The following is a 26,720-nucleotide window of genomic DNA, read 5'->3' on the forward strand; positions in this document are numbered from 1 at the left end:
CTTTACGCTGCAACAAAATCTTAGTACCGGTTGTTTTTAATTAAACAGTCAGTCATGTATAAGAACCCAATTTTTGCCGCTGTGTTTACAACAGTTTACCTGCTGGTTTATGTCATCTTCCTGCAAATGGGTTTTCTGCCCAATGTAACTGCTGCGCTTTTTTTCTTCTCTCCTGCAGTACTGGTTTGGTTGGCTTATACCGTCATCAGGCATGGGAAACATAACGGTGCTGACTTGAAGGAAGACCAGGAATGGGGTTACCAGGATTGGCGGTAAATGCTTTTTTCAACGTTGAAACCTCAGGATACGCTGGCTTTTCAGTTTTATTCTCTCAGTTTGATTTATATCACAGTTTGCCGTGATTAATATCACAGGGCAACTGCTTCAATGAGAGTAATTTTAAACTCATGAACAGAGAAAAGCAACAGCATTGGGAAAAGATATATACCACAAAACAATCCAACGAGGTAAGCTGGACACAGGAAAACCCTGCAACTTCGCTTGAGTTTATTCATGGTTTTCAGTTACCGAAAAATGCAAACATTATTGATGTTGGAGGCGGCGACAGTAAACTGGTTGATCATTTACTGAATGAAGGTTATGAAAACATTACTGTTCTTGACATTTCTGCAAAAGCTCTGGACAAAGTGAAACAACGCCTCGGTGAAAAGGCAAAAAAAGTAAACTGGGTTGTAAGTGATGTTACAGAATTCCATCCGCAGCAAACCTATGATCTCTGGCACGACCGTGCAACCTTTCATTTTCTTACTACTCCCGAACAGATCAATCAATACATCTGTACCGCAAGTGAAGCTGTAAAAGGGTTTCTTACCATTGGTACTTTTTCAGACAAAGGACCTGAGAAGTGCAGCGGGCTTCCGGTAAAGCAATACACAGAAGATCAGCTGACAGATCAACTGGAAACAGGATTCGATAAGATCCGTTGTATTACAGAAGATCATATTACTCCATTCCGCACTAAACAGAATTTTCTCTTCTGCAGTTTTAAAAAACACACATCTTGATTACAATTCGTTTTTCCATTTATAAAGCTTTGCTTGTTCAATTGAATTCAAACAGATAATTTTAGCGAAACAGCAGAATAAGCATGCAAACAAAACAACGGCTCATTGTAGATATGGATGGAGTACTGGCAGATGTGTACAGCCAGTTTCTGAAAATGGAAGAAGAAGAATTTGGTATCCGTCAGCCATGGGAAAATATATTGGGCCGACCGGAAAGCGAAGTATTTCAACATGAACGCAAATATGTAATGACGAAAGGTTTTTTCAGTGGCGCTCCTGTTATTGATGGAGCTGTTGCAGCGATTAAGGAACTGAATGAGAAATACGATCTGTTTATTGTGTCGGCTGCTATGGAGTTTCCGTTGAGTTTACCTGAAAAACTGGAATGGCTGAAAGAACATTTTCCTTTTCTTACCTGGCATCAATTTGTTTTCTGCGGATCAAAGACAATCATCAAAGCTGATATCATGATTGATGATCATTTTAAAAACCTGGATTATTTTACAGGGAAAACATATTTGTTTACACAGCCGCATAATCATGGGCAGGATGATAAACATCATACAAGAGTTTCATCCTGGGAAGAAATACTGAAGATACTATTGTAAGCAGAGTCTTCTTACTTCTTACCTCCTGCTTCCTCCATCACACCTGGAACACGCCTACTTTCAACTCATCCATATGCGGATTCTGATTGGCAGCTTTAATTCCTTCACTGATCACTTTTCTTGTTTCAAGCGGATCAATAATTCCATCCACCCATAACCGTGCTGCTGCATAGTAAGCTGAGGTTTGCTCATCATATTTTCCTTTGATCTCATCGAGCAATTTCTTTTCTTCCGCAGCACTTACTTCTTTGCCTTTTGATTTCATAGCAGCAACCTGTATCTGCAATAATGTTTTGGCTGCCTGATCACCTCCCATCACGGCAATTTTTGCAGTAGGCCATGCATAAATAAAACGGGGATCATATGCTTTACCGCACATCGCATAATTACCTGCACCATAAGAGTTGCCAATAACAATTGTGATTTTAGGTACCACACTGTTAGCAACTGCATTCACCATTTTTGCGCCATCTTTAATAATGCCGCTGTGTTCACTTCTGCTGCCCACCATAAATCCTGTTACATCCTGCAAAAATACCAATGGAATTTTCTTTTGATTGCAGTTGAGAATAAACCTTGCTGCTTTATCAGCACTGTCATTATAAATTACACCACCCAATTGCATTTCACCTTTTTTGTTTTTGATGATGGTGCGTTGATTGGCAACAATCCCAACAGCCCATCCATCAATTCTTGCATAACCGCAGAGAATCGTTTTTCCATAATCCTGTTTAAACTGATCGAAATCACTGTCGTCAACGATGCGTTCAATGATCTCCAGCATATCATAAGGCTTTCCATCAGCAGGAAATAATCCATACAGATCCTGCGGATTTTTCTTCGGTGCAATTGCAGCAATACGGTCATACCCGGCTTCTCCTTTTTTGCCGAGCTTACCCATCAGCTTTTTAATTTCATCCAGGCATTCTTCTTCTGTTTTGAATTTATAATCTGCTATTCCTGATATTTCTGTATGTGTAACGGCGCCGCCCAAGGTTTCTGTATCCACCTCTTCACCAATAGCAGCTTTTACTAAATAAGGACCGGCTAAATAAATAGAACCGTTTCCTTCCACCATTAATGTTTCATCGCTCATGATGGGCAGGTAAGCACCGCCTGCTACACATGCTCCCATTACTGCCGCAATTTGAGTAATGCCCATAGCGCTCATTCTTGCATTGTTGCGGAAGATGCGGCCAAAATGTTCTTTATCCGGAAAAATTTCATCCTGCATGGGAAGAAATACACCGGCACTGTCAACTAAATAAATTACAGGCAAATGATTTTCCATGGCTATTTCCTGCATTCTCAAATTCTTTTTACCTGTAATGGGAAACCATGCGCCTGCTTTTACGGTTTGATCATTGGCAACAATTACACATTGTCTTCCGCTTACATAACCCACACCTGCAACTGTTCCTCCGGCAGGGCAGCCACCCTGCTCTTTATACATATCATAACCTGCAAATGCACCAATTTCTGTAAAGGCAGAATCAGCATCACGCAGGTATTCAATCCGCTCCCTGGCAGTTAGTTTATTACGTTCCCGTTGTTTGTCGATTGATTTTTGTCCGCCGCCTTCATAAATTTTTTTCAACCTATTTCTCACTTCATTCAGCGAAAGTTTCATCACATCTTCGTTCTTATTGAATTGAATATCCATAAAGCGTTTGTTTAATTTTCAGCAAACCGTTCCTGCAAGTTAAGAGCAAATTCTGGTAACCATGCAAAAATGGGAAATACCGTTCAGCAATGAAAGTGTTTCTCCATAAAAAATAAATGTGCAATTTTTTTCTAATAAATAAGCCAGACGAAATATACATTGCTGATTTCATCTATATCCGTTCAGCAACTGGAAACATTTTTTGAAACAAATATTTTTTTTGCTTTGAATTAGTTGTTTAGTTCTCTACCTTACTATTGCTTCGCCCCCTATCCCAACTCTACCCTCAATTTTTTTACACATTTAAACCAACCAGACATGAGAAAAATTCTTCTTCTCTGTTTGCTTATTCCTGTAATTGGAATAAGCCAGACAAAAAATGTAATCAGCACATTCAGAGTTTTCCCCAAACCTGAAAAATTACTGGAATTTGAAAAAGCATTTGCTGCACATGCACAAAAGTATCACACAGGTGAATGGAAATGGCGTGTGTATTCCATTGAAACCGGACCTGATGGCGGAGGCTTTCATGTAATTGAAGGTCCGCTCAGCTGGGAACAGTATGATACAAGGGGCGATCTTGGTGCAGAACACACTGCCGACTGGGCAAAGAATGTAGCGCCGCTTACAGTTGACCGTGGCAGTTCTTCGTATGTAGAATTTAATGCTGAGCTGAGCAATGTAGCATTAACTGATTACAGTGACAAGATCATTATCAACCACATGTTTGTGAAACCCGGCATGATCGTGCAGGCAACAGAACTTGTACGCAAGCTGAAAAAAGTATGGGTAGCCGGCAATGAAAGTGTTGCCGTATATAATCCCATAGGCTCAGGTGCCCCGCAAATCACCACTGTAACAAGATTAAAGAACGGTTTAAAAGAATTAAGTACCGGTTACAGAAAACCAATGGCCGAACGCTTTAATGCTGCACATGGCGAAGCTGCATGGAATTATTTCCTGGTGGACTATGCAAAAGCTGTGGAAAGCCGTTGGAGCGAAATGCTTTTCCTGAGGGCTGACCTCGGTTCGAAATAAATCAAAAAGTGTTGATCATATTTTATCCCTTCCCGGCAAATGCTGAGAAGGGATTTTTATGACCTGCTGTTTCGTTTTAACAGAAACGCTTTGAAAATAGAATTCAGCTGCATTAATAAAATAATTACAAAGCCGTATCATAGAAAACTTCTGCCAAACCAAAATTCCGTTCAGGTGCTTTGTTTTCAATTTCATGAAAAGCAGTGGGCGTCATATTCGTAAAATCTTTATAGTCTTTTACAAGGTGCTGGTAGTCGTGATAATTACATTCCAATGCAATGCGCAGCCAATCGTAGTGAGGATATAAGTTTTTTAAGCGAAACGCTTTATCAAAGCGGGCAACCCTTGCAAAAAGCTTGGGATTGATACCTGTACGTTCTTTAAATTTCCGTTCAAATTGTTTGTTTGATAAGAAAGAATGTTTTGCCATATAACTGACAGGCAGGTTTCCATTCTGTGCAATCAACAGCTGGCTTACCTTATCAACCGGTTGATGTTCCTTTTTTACTTTGCGGATGAGCTGCTGCACAAAATTATTTGCAACACTGATCATTGTATCATAAGATTTCGCATGATACAACTGTTCATTGATCAGTTTAAGCTCAGATGAAAAAACAAGTTCTGCATCGAGGTATTCATTATTCAGTTCAAATGCAGGGATGCCTGTAATGCGGTATAAAGCGCCGGGATGAAAAACAATCTGAAACACAAGAAATTCTCTGCCAACAAACCGGTTGGTTACTCCGAGTTGCTGGCCATACAGTACAACAGGAAGTGAATGGATCTGTTTACCGTTATCAGCATACTCCACTTTTTCTGTATCATACGGATAAAATGCCAGACAGTGTTCCGGCCTCGGAGGATATGCCTTAAAAGGCAGTGCCTGATTTTTTTCAAACACCAAATGCACAATCCTGTACAACTGTACAAATTCACTTACAGCCGGAGATGGTATAAAATCTTTCAGCAGCATGCTATAAGAAGAGCACTGTTTGATTGGTTAATGTTTCTTCAAGATAATCTATTTCGGCAAAAAACGAAAACAGTGTTACAAAGTCAGAGGCGGTCCCATCACTTTCATATCATGGGCAGCATGAATTTTATCAATTTCTTCCTGTGTTGGCCGTTCTTTAAACCCGTTCATGATTACAAAAAATTCTTCCATCTTCCCGGCAGGCTGCAAGAAATAAATCATTTTTCCTCTTTCACTGATTTGTATCCATGTATGCGGAATATTGCGGGGGAGAAAAATAGTATCACCTGCTTTCAGCAGTTTGGTTTCATTGCCCACAACAAAACGGTATTCCCCGTCTGTTACTGTAAATATTTCATCCTGTTTAAAATGCACATGCAATGCAGGACCCACTTTGCCTAGTCCTGTGTATTCAAAAACAGATAACTGTCCGTCAGTATCTTTTGAAGAAATCTTGAGATCATTTGGATGTACACCCAAAAATTTCACCACATCACCAAACCTGCTTTCCCCTTTTTTTACAATAAACGGAACTGCAGCTGATAACTGACCTGCCATTTTTGCCATTGCTGAAAATGGTACTGCAGCAAGAGCTGAAAGAGTAATAAATTTTCTTCTTTGCATAACAATGATTTTTTGTTACACAAATATGAAATTGTATGGTAACAGCTAAGTGGTAAAAAAAAGACATTTATTACCTGCTCGGGGTCAACCATCCTTTTCTGCCTATTTCGTACGTCAGAACCCGCATTTTATACACTCAAACCCGCAGTCTGTTTTCTTTTACCTACTTTAAAGCATGAATTCAGGTGACGGCAAATTTTTTCTTTCGGGTTTACTTATAATTTTAGCTGCGTTTAGCAATCCTGTATCGGCACAGAACTATTTTTTTGAAAATTATACTTCCGAAAAAGGCCTGTCACAAAACAGCTGCTATAGTATTGAGCAGGATAGCGATGGCTTTATATGGTTTGGTACTCAGGATGGACTGAACCGCTACGATGGCAATCAGTTTAAAGTTTATTTGCCCCAGAACCAAATTGGCCGCAACCTACCATCCAACTTCATTTCATCTCTGTATTTTGATAAAGTACAAAAGTTATTATGGGTGGGAACTATACAGGGAATTTGTATTTACAATCCGGCACACGACTCCCTGTATAAAGTAACAGATATTTATCCTTATGCTCAAAGCATTAAAGACTGCGATGTAAAAAAATTATATCGTTCGATAAAGACGAATACTGGGTTGTTACCTACAGCAAAGGACTCATCCGGTTAAATACACTTGACAAAAAAGAAGTTGTTTTCTTTTCAGATACTGCTAATTCTAAAAAAGTAACAAGTGTAACAAAATGGAACGGAAGAATCATTGCATCAGTACAGCAGCGATTATATGAGCTAAATGTGTCTTCAGCAGGAAAGAGTGTCAAAAATCTCTTACCTGTGACAAAATTTCCTGAAATAAAAGAACTCTATTCCTATAAAAAACAACTCTGGATCGGCACTTTAAATTACGGTATATATATAGCAGAAGCACAAGGAAAGGATACAATAATTACCTCACTGTCTACAAGTGGTGGAGCGGGATGTTTTACAGTAGATAATGGAGGCAAAATCTGGATAGGTACCCGTGGCAATGGCATAAAAATTTATGACCCGGCAACAAAAGATCTTGCTACAACAGTAAGCAAATCAGAAAATGACAGAACTCTGGGCAAAAACTTTGTATTATCGCTGTTTACTGATAGACAGGGTATTATCTGGGCAGGGTTAAGCGGAGGTGGAGTTTCCAAACATGATCCATTAAATTATCAGTTTCAGAATTTCGGCAACGAAACAGGCAACAGCAATTCACTTCCCGACAATATGGTCTTTGATATATACAAAGCCAAAAATGAACGCTACTATATCGGTACACAAACGCAAGGGCTTATTGAATGGAACGGCAAACAGAATAAATTTATACCTTTCAATGAATCGTACAGATTTGGCAACATCAGCAATACTATTTATGACATTACAGAAGATAAAAAAAACAATCTCTGGGTAGCAAGCTGGGGAGGTTTGCTGAAACTGAATACTCAAAACAGAAAACTCGACTTTTATAAAGACCCGAAATTCCTTACTTCACAAAAATTATATGGCATACTCAAACTGAGAAATGCTGACAGCCTCTTTATTACAGGAGAAAACGGATTAGCTTTCTTTTCACTGAAAGATTACCAATGGAAACCATGCAAACCAGAGGCTGGATCATTCAGCTATATTGCCAGATATATTCATGAAGATGAAAATAATATTTTGTGGATATCCAGTATTGGACAGGGGCTTTTAAAATACGATATTCGAAACAATAAAATAACCGTTTGTGAACAGGTACGGAAAATCAGTAAATATGTACGTTACATTTTCAGAGATGGGAGTAATTTTTGGCTGGCTACAGATAATGGAGTAGTCGTTTACAATTACAAAAACGAAACGGTAGTAAGGCATATTTCAATAAGTATAAACGGAGCCATTAATCAATCGGGTGTTGTTTATGCAATTGAAAAAGACAGAAACGGTGATTTTTGGGCAAGCAGTAACAATGGGCTGTATAAAATTGATGGCAAAAAATATACGCTTCTCAATTATAGCAGAAGTAATGGCCTTTCGTTTCTTGAATACAATACAGCCTGCATTTTAAAAGAAGAAGACGGCTCAATTATACTCGGAGGTGTAGGCGGAATTACAAAGTTCAATCCGGCCGCACTTAAAACAAATACCTTCAGCCCTCCACCTACCTTAACAGCTATTATCATCAATGGCAATCCCTGGAATGGCAAAATATCAGTTTCACATCTGAAAGAACTAAAACTCCCGTACAATGAAAATTTTTTAACCCTTGTTTTTGCTGTGAATAATTTTTCAGGATCGCCAAAAAATAATTTTTACTTTCGGCTGTTGGGAGTAAACAATGAGTGGGTCAACAATGGCAATCATAATATGGCAGGATATACGGCACTTTCCCCCGGCGAATACATATTTCAATTACAGTCCTCCAACAGTGACGGTGTAAAAAACAATAACATTACCACACTCAAAATAATCATTCAACCACCGTGGTGGCAAACTTCTCTTTTCTATGCTTCCCTTTTTTCACTTATAGTCGGCAGTATTTTTCTTTTATCAAAAAAAAGAATAGGCGATATCCGTAAAGAAGCTAAACTGAAACAAAAAATAGCAGAGAATGAAACGATGTGGCTCAGCGTGCAAATGAATCCGCATTTTATTTTTAATTCACTCAACAGTATCAACAGCTTTATTGTTGAAAATAAGACACATCTGGCAAGTGATTACCTCACAAAATTTTCACGGCTTATTCGTTTGATACTGGAAAACTCAAAAAATGAATTTATCCCACTGGAAAAGGAACTGGAAACCATGAAGCTTTACCTTCTGATGGAAAGTCTGCGGTTTAAAAATCAGTTTGAATACAACATCTCAATTGATGAAAATACAGATGAACAATACGTAAGAGTTCCACCGCTCATTATTCAGCCTTATGCCGAAAATGCCATCTGGCATGGATTAATGCACCAGGATAAAAAAGGCAGGCTTGATATTATCATTAAAATGGGAACAAACTTTCTACACATTGAAATACTGGACAATGGAATAGGAAGAGACAAAGCTGCACAACTAAACAGTAAAAAAAGTAATGAACAAAAATCCTACGGCATGGAAATAACTTCCAAGAGAATTACAAGCTTACATCCCGACAACAGAATAGAAATTGCAGACCTGAAAAATGACGTTGGTCAACCAGCAGGTACCCGTATAACTATTTTCATCAGCATCAGTAAACTACTCAGCAGTAAAAAAAGAATAACCACACGAATGAGTAAGCTAAACAGTTACAAACAAAACATAAAAGACTTACCTGTAAAACCTGAAACGATGAAAGCGATCATTATTGATGATGAGCAGCATTGCATTACAACTTTGCGTTGGAACTTGAAAGAATATTGTCCAAATGTAAAAGTAGCAGCTACTGCACAAAACGGTTCTGAGGGTATCTTTCTCATCAATCACCATCGCCCTGACCTTGTATTTCTGGATGTGGAAATGCCTCAAATGAATGGCATTGATATGCTGGAGCAGGTAAAAGACATTTCGTTTGATGTAATTTTTACCACTGCTTACGATCATTATGCAGTAAAAGCAATCAAACTCAATGCACTGGATTACCTCCTAAAACCCATAGATAAAGACGAACTCGTAAAGGCGATGGAACGGGTACACAACAAGAAAACCCTCACCAGTAAAAAACAGATTGAATCACTAACGGAAATGCAGAAGCAGAAAGTAACAGACAGAATTGCGCTTTCTACCAACGCAGGTCTGCAGTTTATCAACCTTAATGAACTTATACGTATTGAAGGCGATGGCAACTACTGTAATTTTATACTAAAAGACAAAAAGAAAATCCTCATTTCAAAAAAACTGGGAGAGGCTGAAGATATTCTTAAAGAAAATGAACTCTTCTTCAGGGCTCATAAAAGTTATATTATTAATCTGAAATTTGTTGAAAAATACATCCGTGGCGAAGGTGGGGAAATCATAATGGAAGATGGCACTTCTATTGCTCTTTCCCGTAACAGGAAAGATGAATTTCTGGAGCGGTTTTCAAAACTCTGATACAAACTCCCAATCGAAGTATTCTTTCATCAGCAAAAATCTGTTGAACTAATAGGTGGTGGCAGTGTTAACATCACAATACAAAGAAATCTCACTTTATATATCCAAAGCTTCCATTGGTACACTTCCGCTTGAGTTCTGTTCTGATATAAATTAAGTTTACACTGTAAGAATCAATTCTTTTTTTATTCACTAACCTTCAAAATAAATGACCATGAAATGGAATCCTTTTAACCGCTGGTTCAATGTAGATAACGAAATCAAAAACGCTTATAAGGATTACTTTAAAGAATGTGGCTATAAAGATGATGCGCCAAAAATGATCACTGAGGAACTACCTGTTCTGGAAGAACCCCGGCAAAAGTCTTTCTCTGAAAGAATGAAATCATTTTTTTCTGCATCCCAATCCAGCACTAAACAACAGCTTGAAAACTACCAGAATAAATTACCTGAGCCTCAACATTAACAGATATTCACAGGGGAAAATTTATCAAAAAGCTTTCTTGCTGACTTGAGATTATCATTTACAGACAAAGCCGGTTAATAACCGGCTTTGTCTTTTTACTGCTCACAGGTATAATTTCTGTTGAAATAAATAACACTCCGAAAACCGGATAGTTATTTATTCTATCATGTACTTTGGAGCTTCACAACAAACTCATTACTTACCACTCACATTCTCAATCACCATCGCACTTGCCCCACCACCGCCATTGCAAATTCCCGCTGCACCATACTTTGCATTATTCGCTTTTAATACATTGATGAGTGTAACGATAATTCTTGCACCACTGCAACCTAATGCATGGCCCAGTGATACAGCACCACCATGTACATTGACTTTTGCCGGATCGAGTTTCATTCGTCTGCTGTTTTCAATTCCCACAACAGCAAATGCTTCATTTAATTCCCAGTATGCAATGTCTTCCATTTTCAATCCGGCTTTGGCAACTGCTTTCGGAACAGCTACAGATGGAGTTGTTGTAAACCATTCAGGAGCCTGTTCAGCATCTGCATAAGAAAGAATTTTAGCAATGGGTTTTAATCCCAGTTCATCTGCTTTTTCTTTACTCATCAATACCAAAGCAGCAGCGCCATCATTCATGGTACTTGCATTGGCAGCCGTTACTGTTCCTTCTTTTATAAATGCAGGATGTAATGTGGCAATTTTATCAAACTTTACATTGTAAGGTTCTTCATCTTTTGCAAACACAATTGGATCGCCTTTGCGCTGCGGAATTTCTACCGGCACAATTTCATTATCAAACAATCCTTTTTCCCATGCAGCCTGTGACCGTTTATAACTTTCAGTTGCAAATGCATCCTGCTCTTCACGGCTGATGCCGCATTCTTTTGCACATAACTCTGCAGCATTCCCCATTGCCTTTCCATCATACACATCAGTTAATCCATCTTTTGCCAACCCATCAATGAACATGGTATTCCCGTATTTATGACCCCAACGCATATTCTCTGCATAAAAAGGAACATTGCTCATACTTTCCATACCTCCGGCAATTACAATGTCAGCATCGCCAAGTAAAATACTTTGTGTTGCCTGTGCAATAGCTTTCATACCACTGGCACAAACCTTATTTACTGTTGTACAATTCACTTCGTTGGGAAGTCCGGCAAATTTTGCTGCCTGCCTTGCAGGTGCCTTACCGAGATTGGCCTGTATTACACAGCCCATTAATACATCCTGTACCTGTTCAGGTTTTATGCCTGCCTTTTGTAAAGCCCCTTTAATTGCCGAAGCCCCTAACTGTGTGGCACTTACCTGTTTCAGGCTTCCACCAAAGCTGCCCATCGGGGTTCGAACCGCCGAAATAATATACACTTCTTTCATAATTGCAAATCGTTGATTATTGAGACACAAAGGTAACCTAAAACAACCTCCCGTTCCTGCACCCAAACTTGTAAACGGCGGAAAATTCAAGGTGAATGAAACAGAAAAGCGAACCCGGTTCTAGCTGGTTTTGCTTCATGTATATGCCTAACCTCAATTAAAGTTTTACCTCTAATCTGTTTTTGTTAAACAAAACCCATCCGAGCAGTTGTAATTTATAAAACAAAGCTTATGAGCCGAATCATTTGAATTCATGACCTTACTCATTTTACCCTTATTTTAAAATGCCAATTTTGTGCTCCCCATTATCTATGCAACAGCAACAAAATCTTATCAGCAAAAAGCTACTTTCAATTGCAGTTACTCCTGCAGCAAAACTCACTTACGTGTACCTCATCCTGAGCATTACCTGGATTTTGCTTGGCGATTGGGCCGTTTATACATTTGCAAGCAATGACCATAACATGCTTGAAAAATTACAGTCGATGAAAGGGCTGCTTTTTGTGGGAATTTCAGCCACTGTTTTATATCTCTTAAGCAATAAATTTTATACCGACCTGAAATTAAGTACTCAGAAAAATGAAATGATGGAGCAAAGCTTTGCAGCCCTGAATGAAGCTGCACGCAGTGGCATTATTGATCTGAACTTAATTACACAAACAGCAACGATCAATGAAAAGATGAAGTTCTTTCTGCCCTCTTCCACTTCTTTTGTTGATAATTTTTTGAACCGTTATTACGATCGCATTCATCCAAACGATAAGGAAAGAGTGTTACAGGAGTATACTGACATCATTAACTCGCAGAACGATATCTGGAAAACCGAATACAGTCTTCTTGCAGGCGATAACGACTACTACCATGTTGTCAACAGCATTTACATCGTACATGATAAAGAAACTGGCCATGCCATTCAACTGATTGGCGAAATACAGGATATCAGTAAATTAAAAAATCTGCAGGCAGACTATTATGATCAGCAGCTGAAACATAAACAACGTCTTGCTTCGTCCATCATTAAAGCGCAGGAAAATGAACGCAACCGCTGGGCAGAGGAATTACATGACAATGTATCGCAACTGCTTTCAGTGTCCAATCTATACCTTTCAAGTATTCAATTGAAACAGGAAGAGAATATTTCCCTGCTGCTCAAAGCAAAAGAAATGGTAACAGAAGCACAGCAGGAAATCCGATTGCTTTCATCGAGTATTAAACCACCGGTTTTTTCTTTTACAACATTAAACCAGGCACTGGATAAACTGATTGCTGACATTATCCGTGTTAAAAAAATAGGTTTTCATCTCAACTCTACAGATCTCGATGAGGGAGAACTGGACGATCAGCACAAATTGCTGGTTTACCGTATTGTTCAGGAACAGCTGAATAATATTATTAAATACGCAGATGCAGGTCACATTGATATAACTATTTCAAACAGGAATGACAATGTACATATCCGTATTTCAGATGATGGAAAAGGATTTGATACAAAGCAGATTCAAACCGGCCTTGGCCTGCGAAATATTCAAACCCGTTTACAATTGTATAAAGGGCACATGAAAATTGAATCATCACCGGGAGAAGGCTGTAAACTGTATGTTTCTTTTTCAGCCGGGCTCACTTTAGCCTATTAAGGCAAACCGGAATTAAATTCAGACGACATTAAGGTTCATTGGCCTAAAGTAAAAACCCTGTTTCCTGCCTAGTAAATCATCTGAACGGCGTCGGCAATGAACCCTTATACAGCAAAAACACTGTATTAAAAGGGAGTTCCCCTATTTTTTTTAACCGGAACTTGTCGGACCTTGCACTCACCCCCTGATAGCCAAAACAAGTTTCTGATCCTGGTGTGAAATTTAAAATCCGTAGCTTATGAGTAAAAAATTTTACCCATTTTTTTTATTGTTTCTTTTATTTGCTGCAGGGACCTCTGCGCAGTTTTGTAATAATTTTACTGCATCAGCTGTAACGATTGAATCGAGATGTGCTGCAACAGGTAAAATTATTATTACCGCCGCCAATGGGTCGGGTACCTATAACTATTCAGTAACAGGTCCTGTTTCTACTCCCTATACATCAAATGATACGATTGACGGGTTACCCGCCGGTGTGTACCAGGTTTTTGTAAAAGATGTAGTTGATGGTTGTTTTTATACTATCCCAAGTGTAATAGTTGGCGGATCTTATCACGATCCACGCTTTGATCTGTTAAGAACAAATGTTACCTGCATCAACGGAACTGACGGAACTATAACAGTTGACAATGTGCAATTTGGCCGTCCGCCTTTTTCTTATACAATTGTAGCCCCATCAACTTACGGAATTGGCACAACCAATTCCACCGGTGTGTTTACTGACTTAGTTGCCGGCTCCTATTTTATTCAGCAAAGAGATTCTTGCGGTGGTATTCAAACAAGGAATATCAGCATTCTTAACTACGACTGGTTTATCGATCAATCATCTGTTACAAAGTTTGATTGCGACAGTGCAGATATTTTCATTAAGCTGAAAGATATTTTCGGAAACGTAAATACATCGGGAAATATGTTTGATGGATTTACTTACGGAGCCATTACACCAGCCGGCGATACGATTTCATTTAACACAAACAACTTCCAGATCCTGCTCGGAAATTTCAGGACTCTGAAACTCTTTGCAAAAGATAAATGCGGTAATATTAAAACGGTAAACTGGACCGACAACAAGAAACCAACACTTGCCTCTGCGGTTACACAATTCAATCAGGAGTGTAATTTTTTCTCTGTAAGAGTTACCGGCCAGCAAAACCTTACCAATCCGAATTACTGCCTGTACGACAGCGTTGATAATTTAATTACCTGTAACACAAGCGGCCAGTTTGATAGTTTAGCTTATGGTTCCTACTGCATTAAAATGACCGATGTTTGTTTTGACACTGTAATTACCCGTTGCTTTACTGCTGTAAAACCAATTCCAAATGTTGCAGCCAATGTAACCGTTACAAACGGAGATGACTGCCAGCATTTTAATGTATCGGTAAGTGGACAAACAAATTTATTCAACCCGCAATTTTGCCTGTACGACAGTCTGAATGTATTGATAGGCTGTAACAGCAACGGCGTTTTCAATAATTTGCCCGTTGGCAATTATTGTATGCAGATATCAGGTTCAATCTGTAACGACACAACGATTCAGCGTTGCTTTACCATTGCTCCTGTTGAGCTTGGGCCGGGAGTTGGTGTTGATTTTTCGAATTTCAACTGTAATTCTTTCACAGGTACAATTACCGGCACTACCGGACTTGGCAATGCACATTACTGCTTATACGATAGCCTTAACGTATTAATTGGATGTAATTACACAGGTGTATTTGACAGTCTTGCATTTGGCTCTTACTGTATGACCATTGAAACTTCTATTCTTACCGGAGCATGTGCCGATACCACCTTTACAAGATGCTTTACGGTAACAAAACCTGCTCCGTCTGTTGATGATGTAATTACTGAAAAAACATGCAGCTTATTCAAAGCAACCATACCCGGTACACAGAACATGTTTAATCCGAGCTTCTGTTTGTATCAAAATAATGTACTGATCATTTGCAATACAACAGGAGTTTTTGACAGTCTTGCTTTTGGCAACTACTGTATAAGAGTAACTGATTCCTGTGCAGATACAACCATTGAAAAATGTTTTGAAGTACTGGCCGATGTAATTGATATTACAGTGAAAGCAAGAGCTTCCTGCAGTATAGATCAAACAAAAATTACTGTGACAGTTGATACAGGTACGGGGCCTTTCGAATTAAAAATCTTTGATCAGTCGGGCACCCTCATAACCACTATTAATACCAGCAATACAACGATTGTTATTGACAGTTTATCAAATCTCCTAACTGGTGACCGATACACGGTAACAGTAAGTGATGGTTGTGGAAACCTTGCAACAACAACAGTTGCACCGGTAGCGTCTTACTTTACAAAGAGTTCTGTTATTACAAGAAATTGCCCGGGTGGTTCATTTACACAAGGATCATCCGACATTGAATTGACACTGAACTCAAATCTTGCGAAAGTATTTCCTTCAATCATAAAAAAGGATGGAGCAACGGTGAGTATATCCTATTCATTCTCCAATTCTTCACAAACAGTCTTTACGTTTAAAGACCTGGAGCCGGGAACTTATATTATCAGGAGCCGTGTGAATAATTCATGTAACCTGAGTTTGTATGATACAATTACAGTAACTGCCTATCAATATCCATCACTGCAAAACTCAACACTTTACCGTTGTGATGATAACAGTTTTAATATAACAGCTGTTACAACTGGAGGAATTACTCCGGCCATGTATGAAATCATCGGAAGCATTCCAAACACACCATCCATCATTGCACCGCCTCAAAGCAGTCCTATTTTCAATATCAATAATGGAACAGCTTATTCACTGGTGAGGTTAAGAGTACTTGATGCATGCGGAAACGCTTCTATCAACGATATCAGTACAGTGCCTCTTGTAAACGTTGTTATTAATGTACAGGGAGGATGTATTTTCGATACGGCAAATCTTAGTGTTGATCCTGTACCCGGTGCTACTTACAGCTGGTACAAAAAGATTTCAGCAGTTGACAGTATATTGATCGGAAATACTTCCAGTTATTATATTCCTTTTATCACCCTTGCAGATACAGCCATGTATGTTTGTAAAGTTGAGTTACAAACCGGATGTATTACCAGGTTAGCGTATTACAGGATAACGGGTTACTGCGACATGGTTCTGGATGACAGTAATATTAAGCTGCAGGGCAAAAAATCAGGTGCTGATGTGTTGATCAGCTGGAAAGTAAACAGCGAGTCTGATCTGAAAGAATATGTTCTTGAAAGGAAACGAAGCGATGAAAGCCAGTATACCGCCATTTACCAACAGCAGGTAAAAGGCACAAATGGAATTTATTTATTTACTGATACTAAGCCGGGACATTCAAAAACCTATTACCGTCTTCGTGTGGTAAAACAAAACGGCAATACGGCTTATACAAACTTCATTACAATCAGAAATGATGCCGCTGAAAACAGTTTCATCACATACCCTAATCCTGTAAAAGATGTGCTTACCGTACAGTTAAATAATACAAGCCTGAAGGAAATTGTATGGAAGTTATCTGACATCAATGGAAGAGTGATACAGGAAAAGAGAATCTCAGTACTGCCGCAGCAGAATTTCTCCTTGCTGCGTCCGTTAACTGCTCATCCGGGTATGTATCTGTTAAGTATCACTGATACAAAAACCAATACAACCGTCACAAAGAAAATCATGTTACAATAACCAGGAGTGAAAAGTCCCGGTCCTTTTAAGGATCGGGGCTTCTTTTATTTCTAAGATTGGTTCTTTTTTTCAGAACTGTTTATTTCTGATTCTTCAATGCTATCCATGTCCATGCAGCTCCTAAAAGATCAACTGCGCCAAATAAAATCAACATGGGAGACACATACTCCAGCAATGCAAAAGAAAAAAATGTAAGGAAAACAAACCCTCTTGTTGGAATAGTATGCTTAAAAAATGCATAAATATTCCCTGCCCCTGCACGATGATAGTAATAGCCGATGGCTAAAGCAAGAACACCAACAACCCTGATCCATACTTCATTCGTTTCAGGTAATTTCAGGGTGGTTAATAAAAAATTGGGTACGGCCATCAATGTAATTCCTACCATATACAGGTAGAAACCGAAGTAATAAACAGATTTAGCTGCGGCTGTCATGGCGGTTGGTTTGGGTGAGTTAAACAATGTTTCTATATCAAGATATTGATTAAAAACCATTGCTGCAAGGCGTTTCAGGGTGAAAACCGGCTGTCGGGCTAAACTTGTTTACCTTCGCCCCTATGCAACAGAATAAAGAATGGCTTGAAGAAGTGTTAGCCAACGTTAAAATTAAGGCCCTCAACGAAATGCAGCTGGCCTCAATGGAAGCTCATTCCGCAAAAAACGACATCATTTTATTATCAGCTACCGGCTCAGGTAAAACCCTGGCTTTTTGATACCGCTTGTTTCTATGTTACAGGCCGATCCGTCAAAAACAAAGGCCATTATCATTGTTCCTTCCCGTGAACTGGCCATGCAGATTGAGCATGTGTTTAAAAGCATGGGGCTGAACCTGAAAGTTTCCTGCTGCTATGGCGGTCATAAAAGAGAGATTGAAGAAAATAATTTAAAACAGGCTCCTGCCCTTTTAATTGGTACGCCGGGGCGTTTGGCCGATCATATCCGCAGGGGAAACATTTCAGTTGATACAATTGAAACACTGGTACTGGATGAATTTGATAAATCTCTGGAACTCGGTTTCCAGGAAGAAATGTCGTTCATCATTGGTTCATTACCTGCTATTAATAAAAGAGTACTCACTTCTGCAACAGAAATGGAAGAGATTCCTAATTTTGTAGGATTGACTGAACCGGCGAAACTTGATTTTTTAACCGGCACTGAAGATGCAGATACAGGGTTAGCAATTAAAACATTATTGAGCCCCGATAAAGACAAGCTGGATACTTTGTTCCGGTTGATCTGTATGCTGGGCAACCGTTCTACCATTGTCTTCTGCAATCACCGTGAATCAGTTGAACGTACAAGTGCTTTATTAAAAGAAAAAGATATCCTGAATGTTTTCTATCATGGTGCGATGGAACAGCAGGAACGGGATGCTGCTTTGTGTAAATTCAGAAACGGCACATCGAATGTATTGGTAACAACTGATCTTGCAGCAAGAGGTTTGGATATTGCACATATCCGTTACATTATTCATTATCATTTGCCGCATACTGAAGATATGTTCACTCACCGTAATGGCAGAACAGCCAGGATGGATGCAAGTGGAACAGCTATTTTAATACTGGGGCCTGATGAAAAAATGCCTGCTTACATTCCAAAAGATGCTGAGCCGGTTGAATTACCTGAAACAGCCATTATACCCGAGAAACCAAAATGGAGTACGCTGTTTATTGCTGCAGGGAAAAAAGATAAAGTAAACAAGGTTGATATTGTTGGCTTTCTTTCTCAAAAGGGGGATCTCAAAAAAGAAGATATCGGGTTGATAGAAGTAAAAGATTTTTTCAGCTTTGTAGCTGTAAAAAAAATAAAAGCAAATAATGTACTTCACTTAATTAAGGATGAAAAAATTAAAAATAAAAAAGTGAAGATTGCTGTGGCGAAATAAAAATTGTTTCATTACCAATCAAACACTTTATTCGCTGGCAACTTATTATGTAATGGAAACAACGCATTATCCCATCATTATTATTGGGGGTGGCCCTATTGGACTGGCCTGTGCAATTGAAGCAAAAAAGGCAGGCATTCCCTATCTCATACTTGAAAAAGGATGCCTGGTTAATTCAATTTACCACTACCCTTCCAACATGACTTTTTTTTCCACTTCTGAACGGCTGGAAATTGGTGATGTTCCTTTTGTAAGTAACAATCCCAAACCAACAAGAGCGGAAGCGCTGGAATATTACAGGAGAGTGGCTGATACATTTAAGCTCAACATTCATTTGTTTGAAGAAGTATTACAGACAGAAAAGACAACAGAAAACTTCATCATCACAACATCAAAGAACCGATACACTGCAAACTATATCATCATTGCATCTGGGTTTTATGATATCCCTTATTTGCTGAATGTACCTGGTGAGGATTTACCGAAAGTAACACACTATTATAAAGACCCTCATTTTTACGCTTTTCAAAAAGTACTGGTGGTTGGTGCAAATAATTCAGCAGTTGATGCAGCACTGGAAACATGGCGCAAAGGAGCCGAAGTAACCATGGTGATCCGTGAAAAAGAAATTGGTGAACGTGTAAAATACTGGGCAAGGCCCGACATTGTAAACCGCATCAGCGAGGGTTCTATCAAAGCTTATTTTGAATCAACAATAGTTGAAATAAGAGAACAGGAAGTGGAAATTCAAACAGCTGATGGAATTGTTACGCTGCCAAACGATTGGGTAATTGCTGCAACAGGTTATCAACCCAACCTTGATTTTTTACAACGCATCGGCATCTTGTTGTCTGATGATGAAGTAAGAAAACCAAGTTATGATGAACTGACGCATGAAACCAATGTAAAGAATGTATTCCTTGCAGGTGTTATTTGCGGAGGGATGAATACACATCGTTTGTTCATTGAAAATTCAAGAGAACATGCGCTGCATATTATACAATCGATCAAAAAAAGACAGACAACATAAATAATATGAATTTATATACAGCCAGTTCCACCATCACCATCACCTGTCATAAGCGGATTGCAATCTATCTTGAAAAAGAAGTAGAGGAACTTGGTTTTACAGTTGATGAAACATTTATTACCGGTGTTAAATTAACAGGTACCATTAACGATTGTATTAAACTCAATCTCAACCTGCGTTGTGCCAGCCAGGTATTGTACAGCCTCAAACAGTTTGAAGCAGAGAATGCGGATGACATTTACAATAATCTTCATAATTATCACTGGGAAAATATTTTACCCGATCCCGGATATTTTTCTGTTACAAGCAATGTCAACAACCCAACCATTAACAACAGCATGTTTGCTAACCTGCGTGTGAAAGATGCCATTGTTGACAGGCTCCGTGATAAAAGAGGAACCCGCCCATCAACCGGATCTGAATTAACCGGAACGGTCATTCATTTATTCTGGAAGAATGAAAACGCAGAAATTTTTATTGATACATCCGGCGATTCACTGGCAAGACATGGTTACCGAAAAATTCCCGGTCTTGCTCCCATGCTGGAAGGATTAGCTTCAGCAACTATTTATGCAACCTGCTGGGATCGTGTGTCACCGTTTATTAATCCCATGTGCGGATCAGGGACTATTGCCATTGAAGCTGCATTGATTGCTACCAACAGAAGACCCGGTTTGTACAGAACCAATTATGCGTTCATGCATTTACAGGGATACGATGAAACTGTTTATCACAAAGAAGATGCTTTGCTAGAGGAACAGATTGTTGATGTTCCCGGTCTCCGCATCATTGCAACCGATTATGATTTCAAAGCCATTGAAAATTCAAAAAAGAATGCAATAGCAGCAGGTGTGCATAAGCTGATTGAATTTGCTGTATGTGATTTTGCTGAAACAGAAGTCCCGGCAGATGGAAAAGGAATCATGATGGTGAATCCTGAATATGGTGAACGACTGGGTGATATTACAGAACTGGAAGAAACCTACAGCCGCATTGGTGATTTTATGAAAAAGAAATGCGGTGGATATTTTGGGTATGTGTTCACAGGCAATCTTGAACTGGCTAAAAAAATAGGGTTGAAAGCCAAACGGCGCATTGAATTTTACAACAGTACCATTGATTGCCGCTTGTTTGAATATGAATTGTATTCCGGTACAAGAAGAACGGAAATAAAGCCTTCAGCAGAATAATTTTATCCACTCGGGGGGGCCTTTAAACTGATTTTTCCTGATTTAAATCATCATTTAAAAATACTGTCTGATTTGTTATGAGACATAAGTCACAATATTCATTTATTGTATGCATGTACTTTGTTCAAAGCAAAATTTAAAAGGGAGCAGAATCAATGAGCAGGATGACAGCACTCATTGTTTTACTGAATCATGCTCCATTAACTTGCATTGTTCAATCACTAATAAAAACAAACATTATGACAACTCAGACAGACAGCGTGCATACCTCAATGCCAAGAATTGGTGATGCTGCTCCTTCTTTTAAAGCGGTTACAACTCAGGGACCAATTCACTTTCCTGATGATTATAAAGGCAAATGGGTGATCCTCTTCAGCCACCCCGCCGATTTTACACCGGTTTGCACTTCAGAATTCATGACTTTTGCCAAACTGGAAAGCGATTTTGCCAAACTCAATACACAACTGGTAGGGCTAAGCGTTGACGGACTGTACAGTCATATTGCATGGCTTCGTACAATTAAAGAAAAAATTGAGTTCAGGGATATGAAAAACGTTGAAGTAAAATTCCCGCTCATTGAAGACATCAGTATGGACGTTGCAAAGATGTACGGCATGATTCAGCCAAATGAAAGCACAACCAAGGCTGTAAGAGCCGTGTTCTTTATAGATCCTGCAGGTACTATCCGTGCTATGATTTACTATCCGCTTTCATTGGGTAGAAACTTTGATGAGCTGAAGCGTGTAATCATTGGATTGCAGACTGCCGATAAACATGCGGTGGCACTTCCTGCCGATTGGAAACCCGGTGAAGATGTCATTGTTCCTCCTGCCAACAGTTGTGGTGTAGCAGCCGACCGTATGGCCGGGAAAGATGAAAACGTTTATTGCAAGGACTGGTTCTTCTGCATGAAACCGTTGCCCATTGAAGAACTGGAACTTAATTAAGCAGTTCATTTAACACCCGCTGTATTCAAATCATAAAGAATCCCCAACCGGGATTCTTTTTTTGTCAGCCCCTGCATCATGCAGTATATTGCCGCTGCAAAAAATGTCACTATACATCACTTCACTGAATTCGGGCAGTAACGGCAACTGCTATTATATCGGCAACGAACGTGAAGCTGTGCTCATTGATGCAGGCATCAGTTGCAGGGAAACAGAAATCAGGATGAAACGCCTTGGCCTGGCGATGGAAAAAGTGAAAGCTGTTTTTATTTCACATGAACACAGCGATCATATTAATGGTGTTATTGTGTTATCAAAAAAACACCAGATCCCTGTTTACATTACTGAAGCAACCCATAAGAAGGCAAGAATAAAATTAGAAAAACATCTCATCAACCGGTTTAAAGCAGATGAACCCGTACAGGTTGGAGAGTTAACAGTTACGCCTTTTCAAAAATTTCATGATGCACATGATCCGCACAGTTTTACCGTTTCTTCTTCAACAGTAACAGTGGGAATTTTTACTGATCTGGGGATTGCCTGCAAAAACCTTGTTCATCATTTTCAGCAATGCCATGCTGCTTTTCTTGAATCAAACTATGATGTGGATATGCTTGAAACCGGGAACTATCCGTATATACTGAAGAAGCGTATTACCAACGGACAGGGTCACCTGTCGAATATACAGGCACTGGAATTATTCAACACACACCGGCCGAAATTCATGAGCCATCTCATCCTCTCACATTTATCAAAAAATAATAATAAACCTGAGCTCGTAGATGACCTCTTTAAACAACATGCCGCAGGAACTGTAATTATTGTTGCTTCCCGTTATGAAGAATCTCCTGTTTTCAAAATAGAAAACCTTAACGGGGCTCCACAACAGAAACCGGCGAAACAAAAAAAGAAAGTATATCAGCAGCAGCTTTCTCTTTTCTGATATATGCCGAAGTGTTTATAAATCTCTTCTTATTAATTTCCTTCCTTTCAAAAATTAGTATATCTTACTGCACACGTTTAATTCCACCCCCGTATTTCCTTGTGAATCGTCCGCTCCTCTGAGGAAAGTTATTCAGCTGCAAGTTGACACAACCGGTTGCTGATTTATTCATCAAACAAACCAATCTAAACATGAAAAAAATGTTCATCATTGTGTGCGCATCATTTTTTGCAGCATGCAACAACAGCACAGATTCAAAGGAAGCAAAAGAGGCAGGAACAGAAACAGCTTCATCAGAAAAAATTGATTACGCTTATCTTCCATCAGATCACGGACCCGACAATTGGGATAGGGGTGATCAGAAAAACATTGCCATTGTTCTTAAATCACTGAAAGGCTATGAAACTGGCAATATAGAAGAAGCATTAGCCGGGTTTGCCGACAGTGTGTGGTGGAGCAGTGATTATTTTGATCAGAAACTTTCGAAAGACAGCTTAAGGGCTATGTTTACGGAAGGCTGGAAAAATACAGCCAGTGTAAAGATTGTAATGGGTGATTACGAATCCGTAATTTCCAAAGACAAGAAAGATGAATGGGTAACACTCTGGTACAAACAGATTGTAACGGATAAAAAAGGAAAAGTAGATTCCATGTCAGTTGTAAATGATGCGAAAATTGAAAACGGAAAAATTACAGTACTGGATGAAAAGACCAGGAAATTTCCTGTGCCAAAAAAATAACATTCTTACAACAAAGTTTTATTCCCGTCATTTTATGGCGGGATCTTTTTTTGTTTACTTGCACTGTGATTAAACCCAGTATTAATCCTGTTTCTGTTTCAGCCATATTAAACCAAACTGTGTTTAACAGGTCAAAGTTTTTTATTTAAAAAGCAATACATTTATCAATAATATTTTTTTTATGAAAAAGCACTCACTTCTTATTTTGCTTGCAGTATTTTTCTTTTTGCCTTTCAGGCAACAGCTCAGGAAAATAAGGACCAGGGACAACTGGGTTTACCCGGCGATAACCTGAACCTCTATGCCGTATTAAAAATTTTCCAGGAATCAGAAACACTTGAAATTTTTGAGAAGAAATTAAATGAAGAAGATTCAAAAATCAACAACCTTGATCTGGATGGCAACAACGAAATTGATTATATCAAAGTGGTTGATAATGTTGATGCTGATATCCACACCATTGTACTGCAGGTTGAAATCAACAAAAATGAAGTTCAGGATGTTGCTTCTTTTGTAGTGCAGAAAGACAAAAACGGCAAAGTGCAGATACAGGTAATTGGTGATGAAGATCTGTACGGGAAAGATTATATCATTGAACCCAATTATAGCGATGATGAAAAGATAGCCGAAACATCTACTCCAAATCCCGGTTATACAGGTAACACAACCGTTATCATTCATAATACTACAACATATGAAGTTGCACAGTGGCCGGTGGTAAGATATATCTTCCTGCCTTCTTACTCCATCTGGCATTCACCCTGGCATTATGGTTATTATCCTTCATACTGGCACCCGTGGAGACCCTTATACTGGCATAACTATTACGGGTATCATTACCACTGGAATTATCATTACTATGGTTATTACAGGAGAAGCAATTACTACCGTTACCCGGCATGGCGAACTTCCTATTACAATACACGCAGAGTAAGATCACCTTATGTATATAACAGGGTACAGCGGGGCGATTACAGAACTACCTATTCAAGACCCGATCAGACAAGAATTGGTTCAGAATCGTTCAGAAAAAAATATCCCAATGCCCCTACTGCCAACGACAGGGTTCCTCAATCCAGACCCAACAGGCCTAATGGAAATAATTCATCAGTTACTAACCCCGGAGGCAGACCGGGTACAAGACCTGAAACAACCAAACCTAACAGACCTTCTACAAGACCCGGCAACACAGTTTCTTCCAAACCAAAGCCACCGGTAACAACAAGGCCTGCACCAAGTGACAACAAAAGACCGGCAGTTACCAGGCCTTCAACAAAGCCCTCTCCTTCTACCAGACCTTCACCGCAAAAAAACAAACCGGTAGAAAAAAAGAAAAGCGAAAGCAGAAGAAATTAAACTCAATACCAGTACCCGCAGCAGCGGGTACTTTTTTTTATAATCATTCCTGTTTTACCTATAACAGCATTGATAACAATCAGTGCCGATTGATTTGTATTAGCTGTAATTTTACCTTCTCATGATTGCTTTCAGAACCTGCCTGCTGTTGATTTGTATCTCTGCCTTTACTTATGGTAATGCGCAAATGCTAAGTTCTTCCAACCTTCCCATCATCAGCATCAATACAAATGGGCAAACCATTGCAGATGAACCAAAGATCAGTGCCGATATGGGAATTATTTATAACGGAAGCAACAGAAACAATATCACTGATGCATTTAATCATTATAACGGAAAGATCGGGATTGAAATAAGAGGACAGTCATCACAGATGTTTCCCATGAAATCGTACAGTATTGAACTGCAGGATGCCACCGGTAATTCAGTTGATAAATCATTGTTTGGTTTACCCAAGGAAAGCGATTGGGTACTGTATGCTCCCTATACTGATAAAACACTGATGCGGAATTTTCTTGCTTACACCATGAGCAGGGAAATGGGACACTGGGCATCTAACTGCCGCTATGTGGAAGTAATTTTAAACGGACAGTATATCGGCATTTATGTGTTCATGGAAAAAATAAAACGTGGAAGCGGCCGTGTGAACATCAGTAAGATTGCAGCAACAGATATTACAGGCGATGCTGTAACAGGCGGTTACCTGTTCAGTATTGATAAGGAAGCCGACGGCTGGTATTCTGATTATACGCCGCCAAACGGCACAGCCAACCAGCAAATAAGGTACAGTTATATATACCCGAAAATAACGGCCATTGTACCTCAACAACAGAGCTACCTGGTAAGTTATGTTGACAGTTTTGAAACTGCTTTATACAATTCAACCGATCCAAAAAAAGCAAATGAATGGAGAAAGTTTGCTGATGAAGCATCCTTCATTGATTTTTTTATTGTGAATGAATTAAGCCGCAATGTAGACGGCTACAGGCTGAGCTCTTATTTTTATAAAGACCGTGCAAGCAAGAACGGAAAAATAATTGCAGGCCCCGTGTGGGATTATGATCTTGCCTTCCGCAATGCGAATTATTGTAATGGAAGCGATACATCTGGATGGGCTTACAATTTCAACAGCACCTGTCCTCAGGATTTCTGGCTCAACCCATTCTGGTGGAAAAACTTTATGCAGGATAAAACCTTTCAGTCAAATCTTCGCTGCCGCTGGAAGCAGGTCCGTGCAACAAGTTTAAGTTTATCACGCATCAATACATTGATTGATTCAGTTTATACATTAACAGAAGAAGCAAGACAACGGCATTTTCAGAAATGGCCAACACTTGGCCAGTACGTATGGCCCAACCCTCAGCCAATTGCCTTTACATACAATACAGAAATCATTTATTTAAAAGAATGGATAGCAGCAAGACTTGGATGGATTGACCGTTACCTTCCCAATGAAGGGATTTGTTATGATTATCCTGCCTACTT

At 39.2% G+C, this 26,720-nt stretch carries 21 protein-coding genes and 1 pseudogene; 17 read left to right on the top strand and 5 right to left on the bottom strand.

What is annotated here, in order from left to right; all coding sequences use genetic code 11:
- Positions 1-54: 54 nt before the first annotated feature.
- The 3 genes from IPK31_20320 (at position 55) to IPK31_20330 (ending at position 1,633) form a co-directional block, all read left to right on the top strand.
- Positions 55-276: a hypothetical protein gene (locus IPK31_20320; GenBank protein ID MBK8090070.1), complete on the top strand. Its 222-nt coding sequence runs from the start codon at positions 55-57 to the stop codon at positions 274-276.
- A 131-nt stretch (positions 277-407) separates the two neighbouring features.
- The gene (locus tag IPK31_20325) at positions 408-1,025 is read left to right on the top strand and encodes a class I SAM-dependent methyltransferase (GenBank protein MBK8090071.1); all 618 of its coding nucleotides are present in this window, start codon (positions 408-410) and stop codon (positions 1,023-1,025) included.
- A gap of 83 nt (positions 1,026-1,108) precedes the next feature.
- Complete coding sequence (locus tag IPK31_20330) at positions 1,109-1,633, top strand: 5'(3')-deoxyribonucleotidase (protein ID MBK8090072.1); 525 nt, start codon at positions 1,109-1,111, stop codon at positions 1,631-1,633.
- A 37-nt stretch (positions 1,634-1,670) separates the two neighbouring features.
- Here the strand turns inward: IPK31_20330 and IPK31_20335 are convergent, their stop codons facing one another.
- Entirely contained in the window at positions 1,671-3,296 is a 1,626-nt protein-coding gene (locus IPK31_20335; GenBank protein ID MBK8090073.1) for an acyl-CoA carboxylase subunit beta, read from the bottom strand.
- A gap of 318 nt (positions 3,297-3,614) precedes the next feature.
- Here IPK31_20335 and IPK31_20340 point away from each other — a divergent pair, with 318 nt between their 5' ends.
- Positions 3,615-4,334 (top strand): hypothetical protein, encoded by a 720-nt coding sequence (locus tag IPK31_20340; GenBank protein ID MBK8090074.1) that lies wholly within the window; start codon positions 3,615-3,617, stop codon positions 4,332-4,334.
- A 124-nt stretch (positions 4,335-4,458) separates the two neighbouring features.
- On the opposite strand, the gene IPK31_20345 is transcribed toward IPK31_20340, so the two are convergent.
- Together IPK31_20345 and IPK31_20350 are read right to left on the bottom strand one after the other, a co-directional pair.
- A complete protein-coding gene (locus tag IPK31_20345; protein ID MBK8090075.1) occupies positions 4,459-5,307 on the bottom strand; it encodes an AraC family transcriptional regulator in 849 nt (282 codons plus the stop codon).
- Between the two features lie 75 nt (positions 5,308-5,382).
- On the bottom strand, positions 5,383-5,931 hold the full coding sequence (locus IPK31_20350; GenBank protein ID MBK8090076.1) for a cupin domain-containing protein: 549 nt from the start codon (positions 5,929-5,931) through the stop codon (positions 5,383-5,385).
- A gap of 175 nt (positions 5,932-6,106) precedes the next feature.
- Between IPK31_20350 and IPK31_20355 the strand changes: the two genes are divergently transcribed.
- The 3 genes from IPK31_20355 (at position 6,107) to IPK31_20365 (ending at position 10,456) form a co-directional block, all read left to right on the top strand.
- Positions 6,107-6,589 carry a hypothetical protein gene (locus IPK31_20355; GenBank protein MBK8090077.1) on the top strand — a complete coding sequence of 161 codons (483 nt, stop codon included), beginning with the start codon at positions 6,107-6,109 and terminating at the stop codon, positions 6,587-6,589.
- Positions 6,590-6,753: 164 nt separating this feature from the next.
- On the top strand, positions 6,754-9,990 hold the full coding sequence (locus tag IPK31_20360; protein MBK8090078.1) for a response regulator: 3,237 nt from the start codon (positions 6,754-6,756) through the stop codon (positions 9,988-9,990).
- A 214-nt stretch (positions 9,991-10,204) separates the two neighbouring features.
- Positions 10,205-10,456, top strand: coding sequence for a hypothetical protein (locus IPK31_20365; protein ID MBK8090079.1), 252 nt, complete (start codon positions 10,205-10,207; stop codon positions 10,454-10,456).
- 195 nt (positions 10,457-10,651) lie between these two features.
- Here IPK31_20365 and IPK31_20370 read toward each other — a convergent pair whose 3' ends face one another.
- On the bottom strand, positions 10,652-11,839 hold the full coding sequence (locus tag IPK31_20370; GenBank protein ID MBK8090080.1) for an acetyl-CoA C-acyltransferase: 1,188 nt from the start codon (positions 11,837-11,839) through the stop codon (positions 10,652-10,654).
- Positions 11,840-12,150: 311 nt separating this feature from the next.
- Here IPK31_20370 and IPK31_20375 point away from each other — a divergent pair, with 311 nt between their 5' ends.
- Both IPK31_20375 and IPK31_20380 read left to right on the top strand, forming a co-directional pair.
- Complete coding sequence (locus IPK31_20375; protein ID MBK8090081.1) at positions 12,151-13,473, top strand: PAS domain-containing protein; 1,323 nt, start codon at positions 12,151-12,153, stop codon at positions 13,471-13,473.
- A 238-nt stretch (positions 13,474-13,711) separates the two neighbouring features.
- Positions 13,712-17,143 carry a T9SS type A sorting domain-containing protein gene (locus IPK31_20380; GenBank protein ID MBK8090082.1) on the top strand — a complete coding sequence of 1,144 codons (3,432 nt, stop codon included), beginning with the start codon at positions 13,712-13,714 and terminating at the stop codon, positions 17,141-17,143.
- A 79-nt stretch (positions 17,144-17,222) separates the two neighbouring features.
- On the opposite strand, the gene IPK31_20385 is transcribed toward IPK31_20380, so the two are convergent.
- A complete protein-coding gene (locus IPK31_20385) occupies positions 17,223-17,639 on the bottom strand; it encodes a hypothetical protein (protein ID MBK8090083.1) in 417 nt (138 codons plus the stop codon).
- Positions 17,640-17,701: 62 nt separating this feature from the next.
- On the opposite strand from IPK31_20385, the pseudogene IPK31_20390 reads away from it, so the two are divergent.
- The 8 genes and pseudogenes from IPK31_20390 to IPK31_20425 form a co-directional block, all read left to right on the top strand.
- Positions 17,702-19,029: pseudogene (locus IPK31_20390) on the top strand (DEAD/DEAH box helicase).
- 52 nt (positions 19,030-19,081) lie between these two features.
- Positions 19,082-20,059: a YpdA family putative bacillithiol disulfide reductase gene (ypdA, locus tag IPK31_20395; GenBank protein MBK8090084.1), complete on the top strand. Its 978-nt coding sequence runs from the start codon at positions 19,082-19,084 to the stop codon at positions 20,057-20,059.
- Positions 20,060-20,064: 5 nt separating this feature from the next.
- Positions 20,065-21,249 (top strand): class I SAM-dependent RNA methyltransferase, encoded by a 1,185-nt coding sequence (locus IPK31_20400; protein MBK8090085.1) that lies wholly within the window; start codon positions 20,065-20,067, stop codon positions 21,247-21,249.
- A gap of 239 nt (positions 21,250-21,488) precedes the next feature.
- The gene (locus IPK31_20405; GenBank protein ID MBK8090086.1) at positions 21,489-22,196 is read left to right on the top strand and encodes a peroxiredoxin; all 708 of its coding nucleotides are present in this window, start codon (positions 21,489-21,491) and stop codon (positions 22,194-22,196) included.
- Positions 22,197-22,299: 103 nt separating this feature from the next.
- The gene (locus IPK31_20410; protein MBK8090087.1) at positions 22,300-23,139 is read left to right on the top strand and encodes an MBL fold metallo-hydrolase; all 840 of its coding nucleotides are present in this window, start codon (positions 22,300-22,302) and stop codon (positions 23,137-23,139) included.
- 191 nt (positions 23,140-23,330) lie between these two features.
- Positions 23,331-23,879: a hypothetical protein gene (locus IPK31_20415; GenBank protein MBK8090088.1), complete on the top strand. Its 549-nt coding sequence runs from the start codon at positions 23,331-23,333 to the stop codon at positions 23,877-23,879.
- 426 nt (positions 23,880-24,305) lie between these two features.
- Positions 24,306-25,235, top strand: a complete 930-nt coding sequence (locus tag IPK31_20420) for a hypothetical protein (GenBank protein MBK8090089.1) — start codon at positions 24,306-24,308, stop codon at positions 25,233-25,235.
- A gap of 121 nt (positions 25,236-25,356) precedes the next feature.
- On the top strand, positions 25,357-26,720 hold a 1,364-nt coding region (locus tag IPK31_20425; protein ID MBK8090090.1), incomplete at its 3' end, for a CotH kinase family protein.

This window comes from Chitinophagaceae bacterium (assembly GCA_016713085.1).
In the GTDB taxonomy this organism is placed as follows: Bacteria; Bacteroidota; Bacteroidia; order Chitinophagales; family Chitinophagaceae; genus Lacibacter.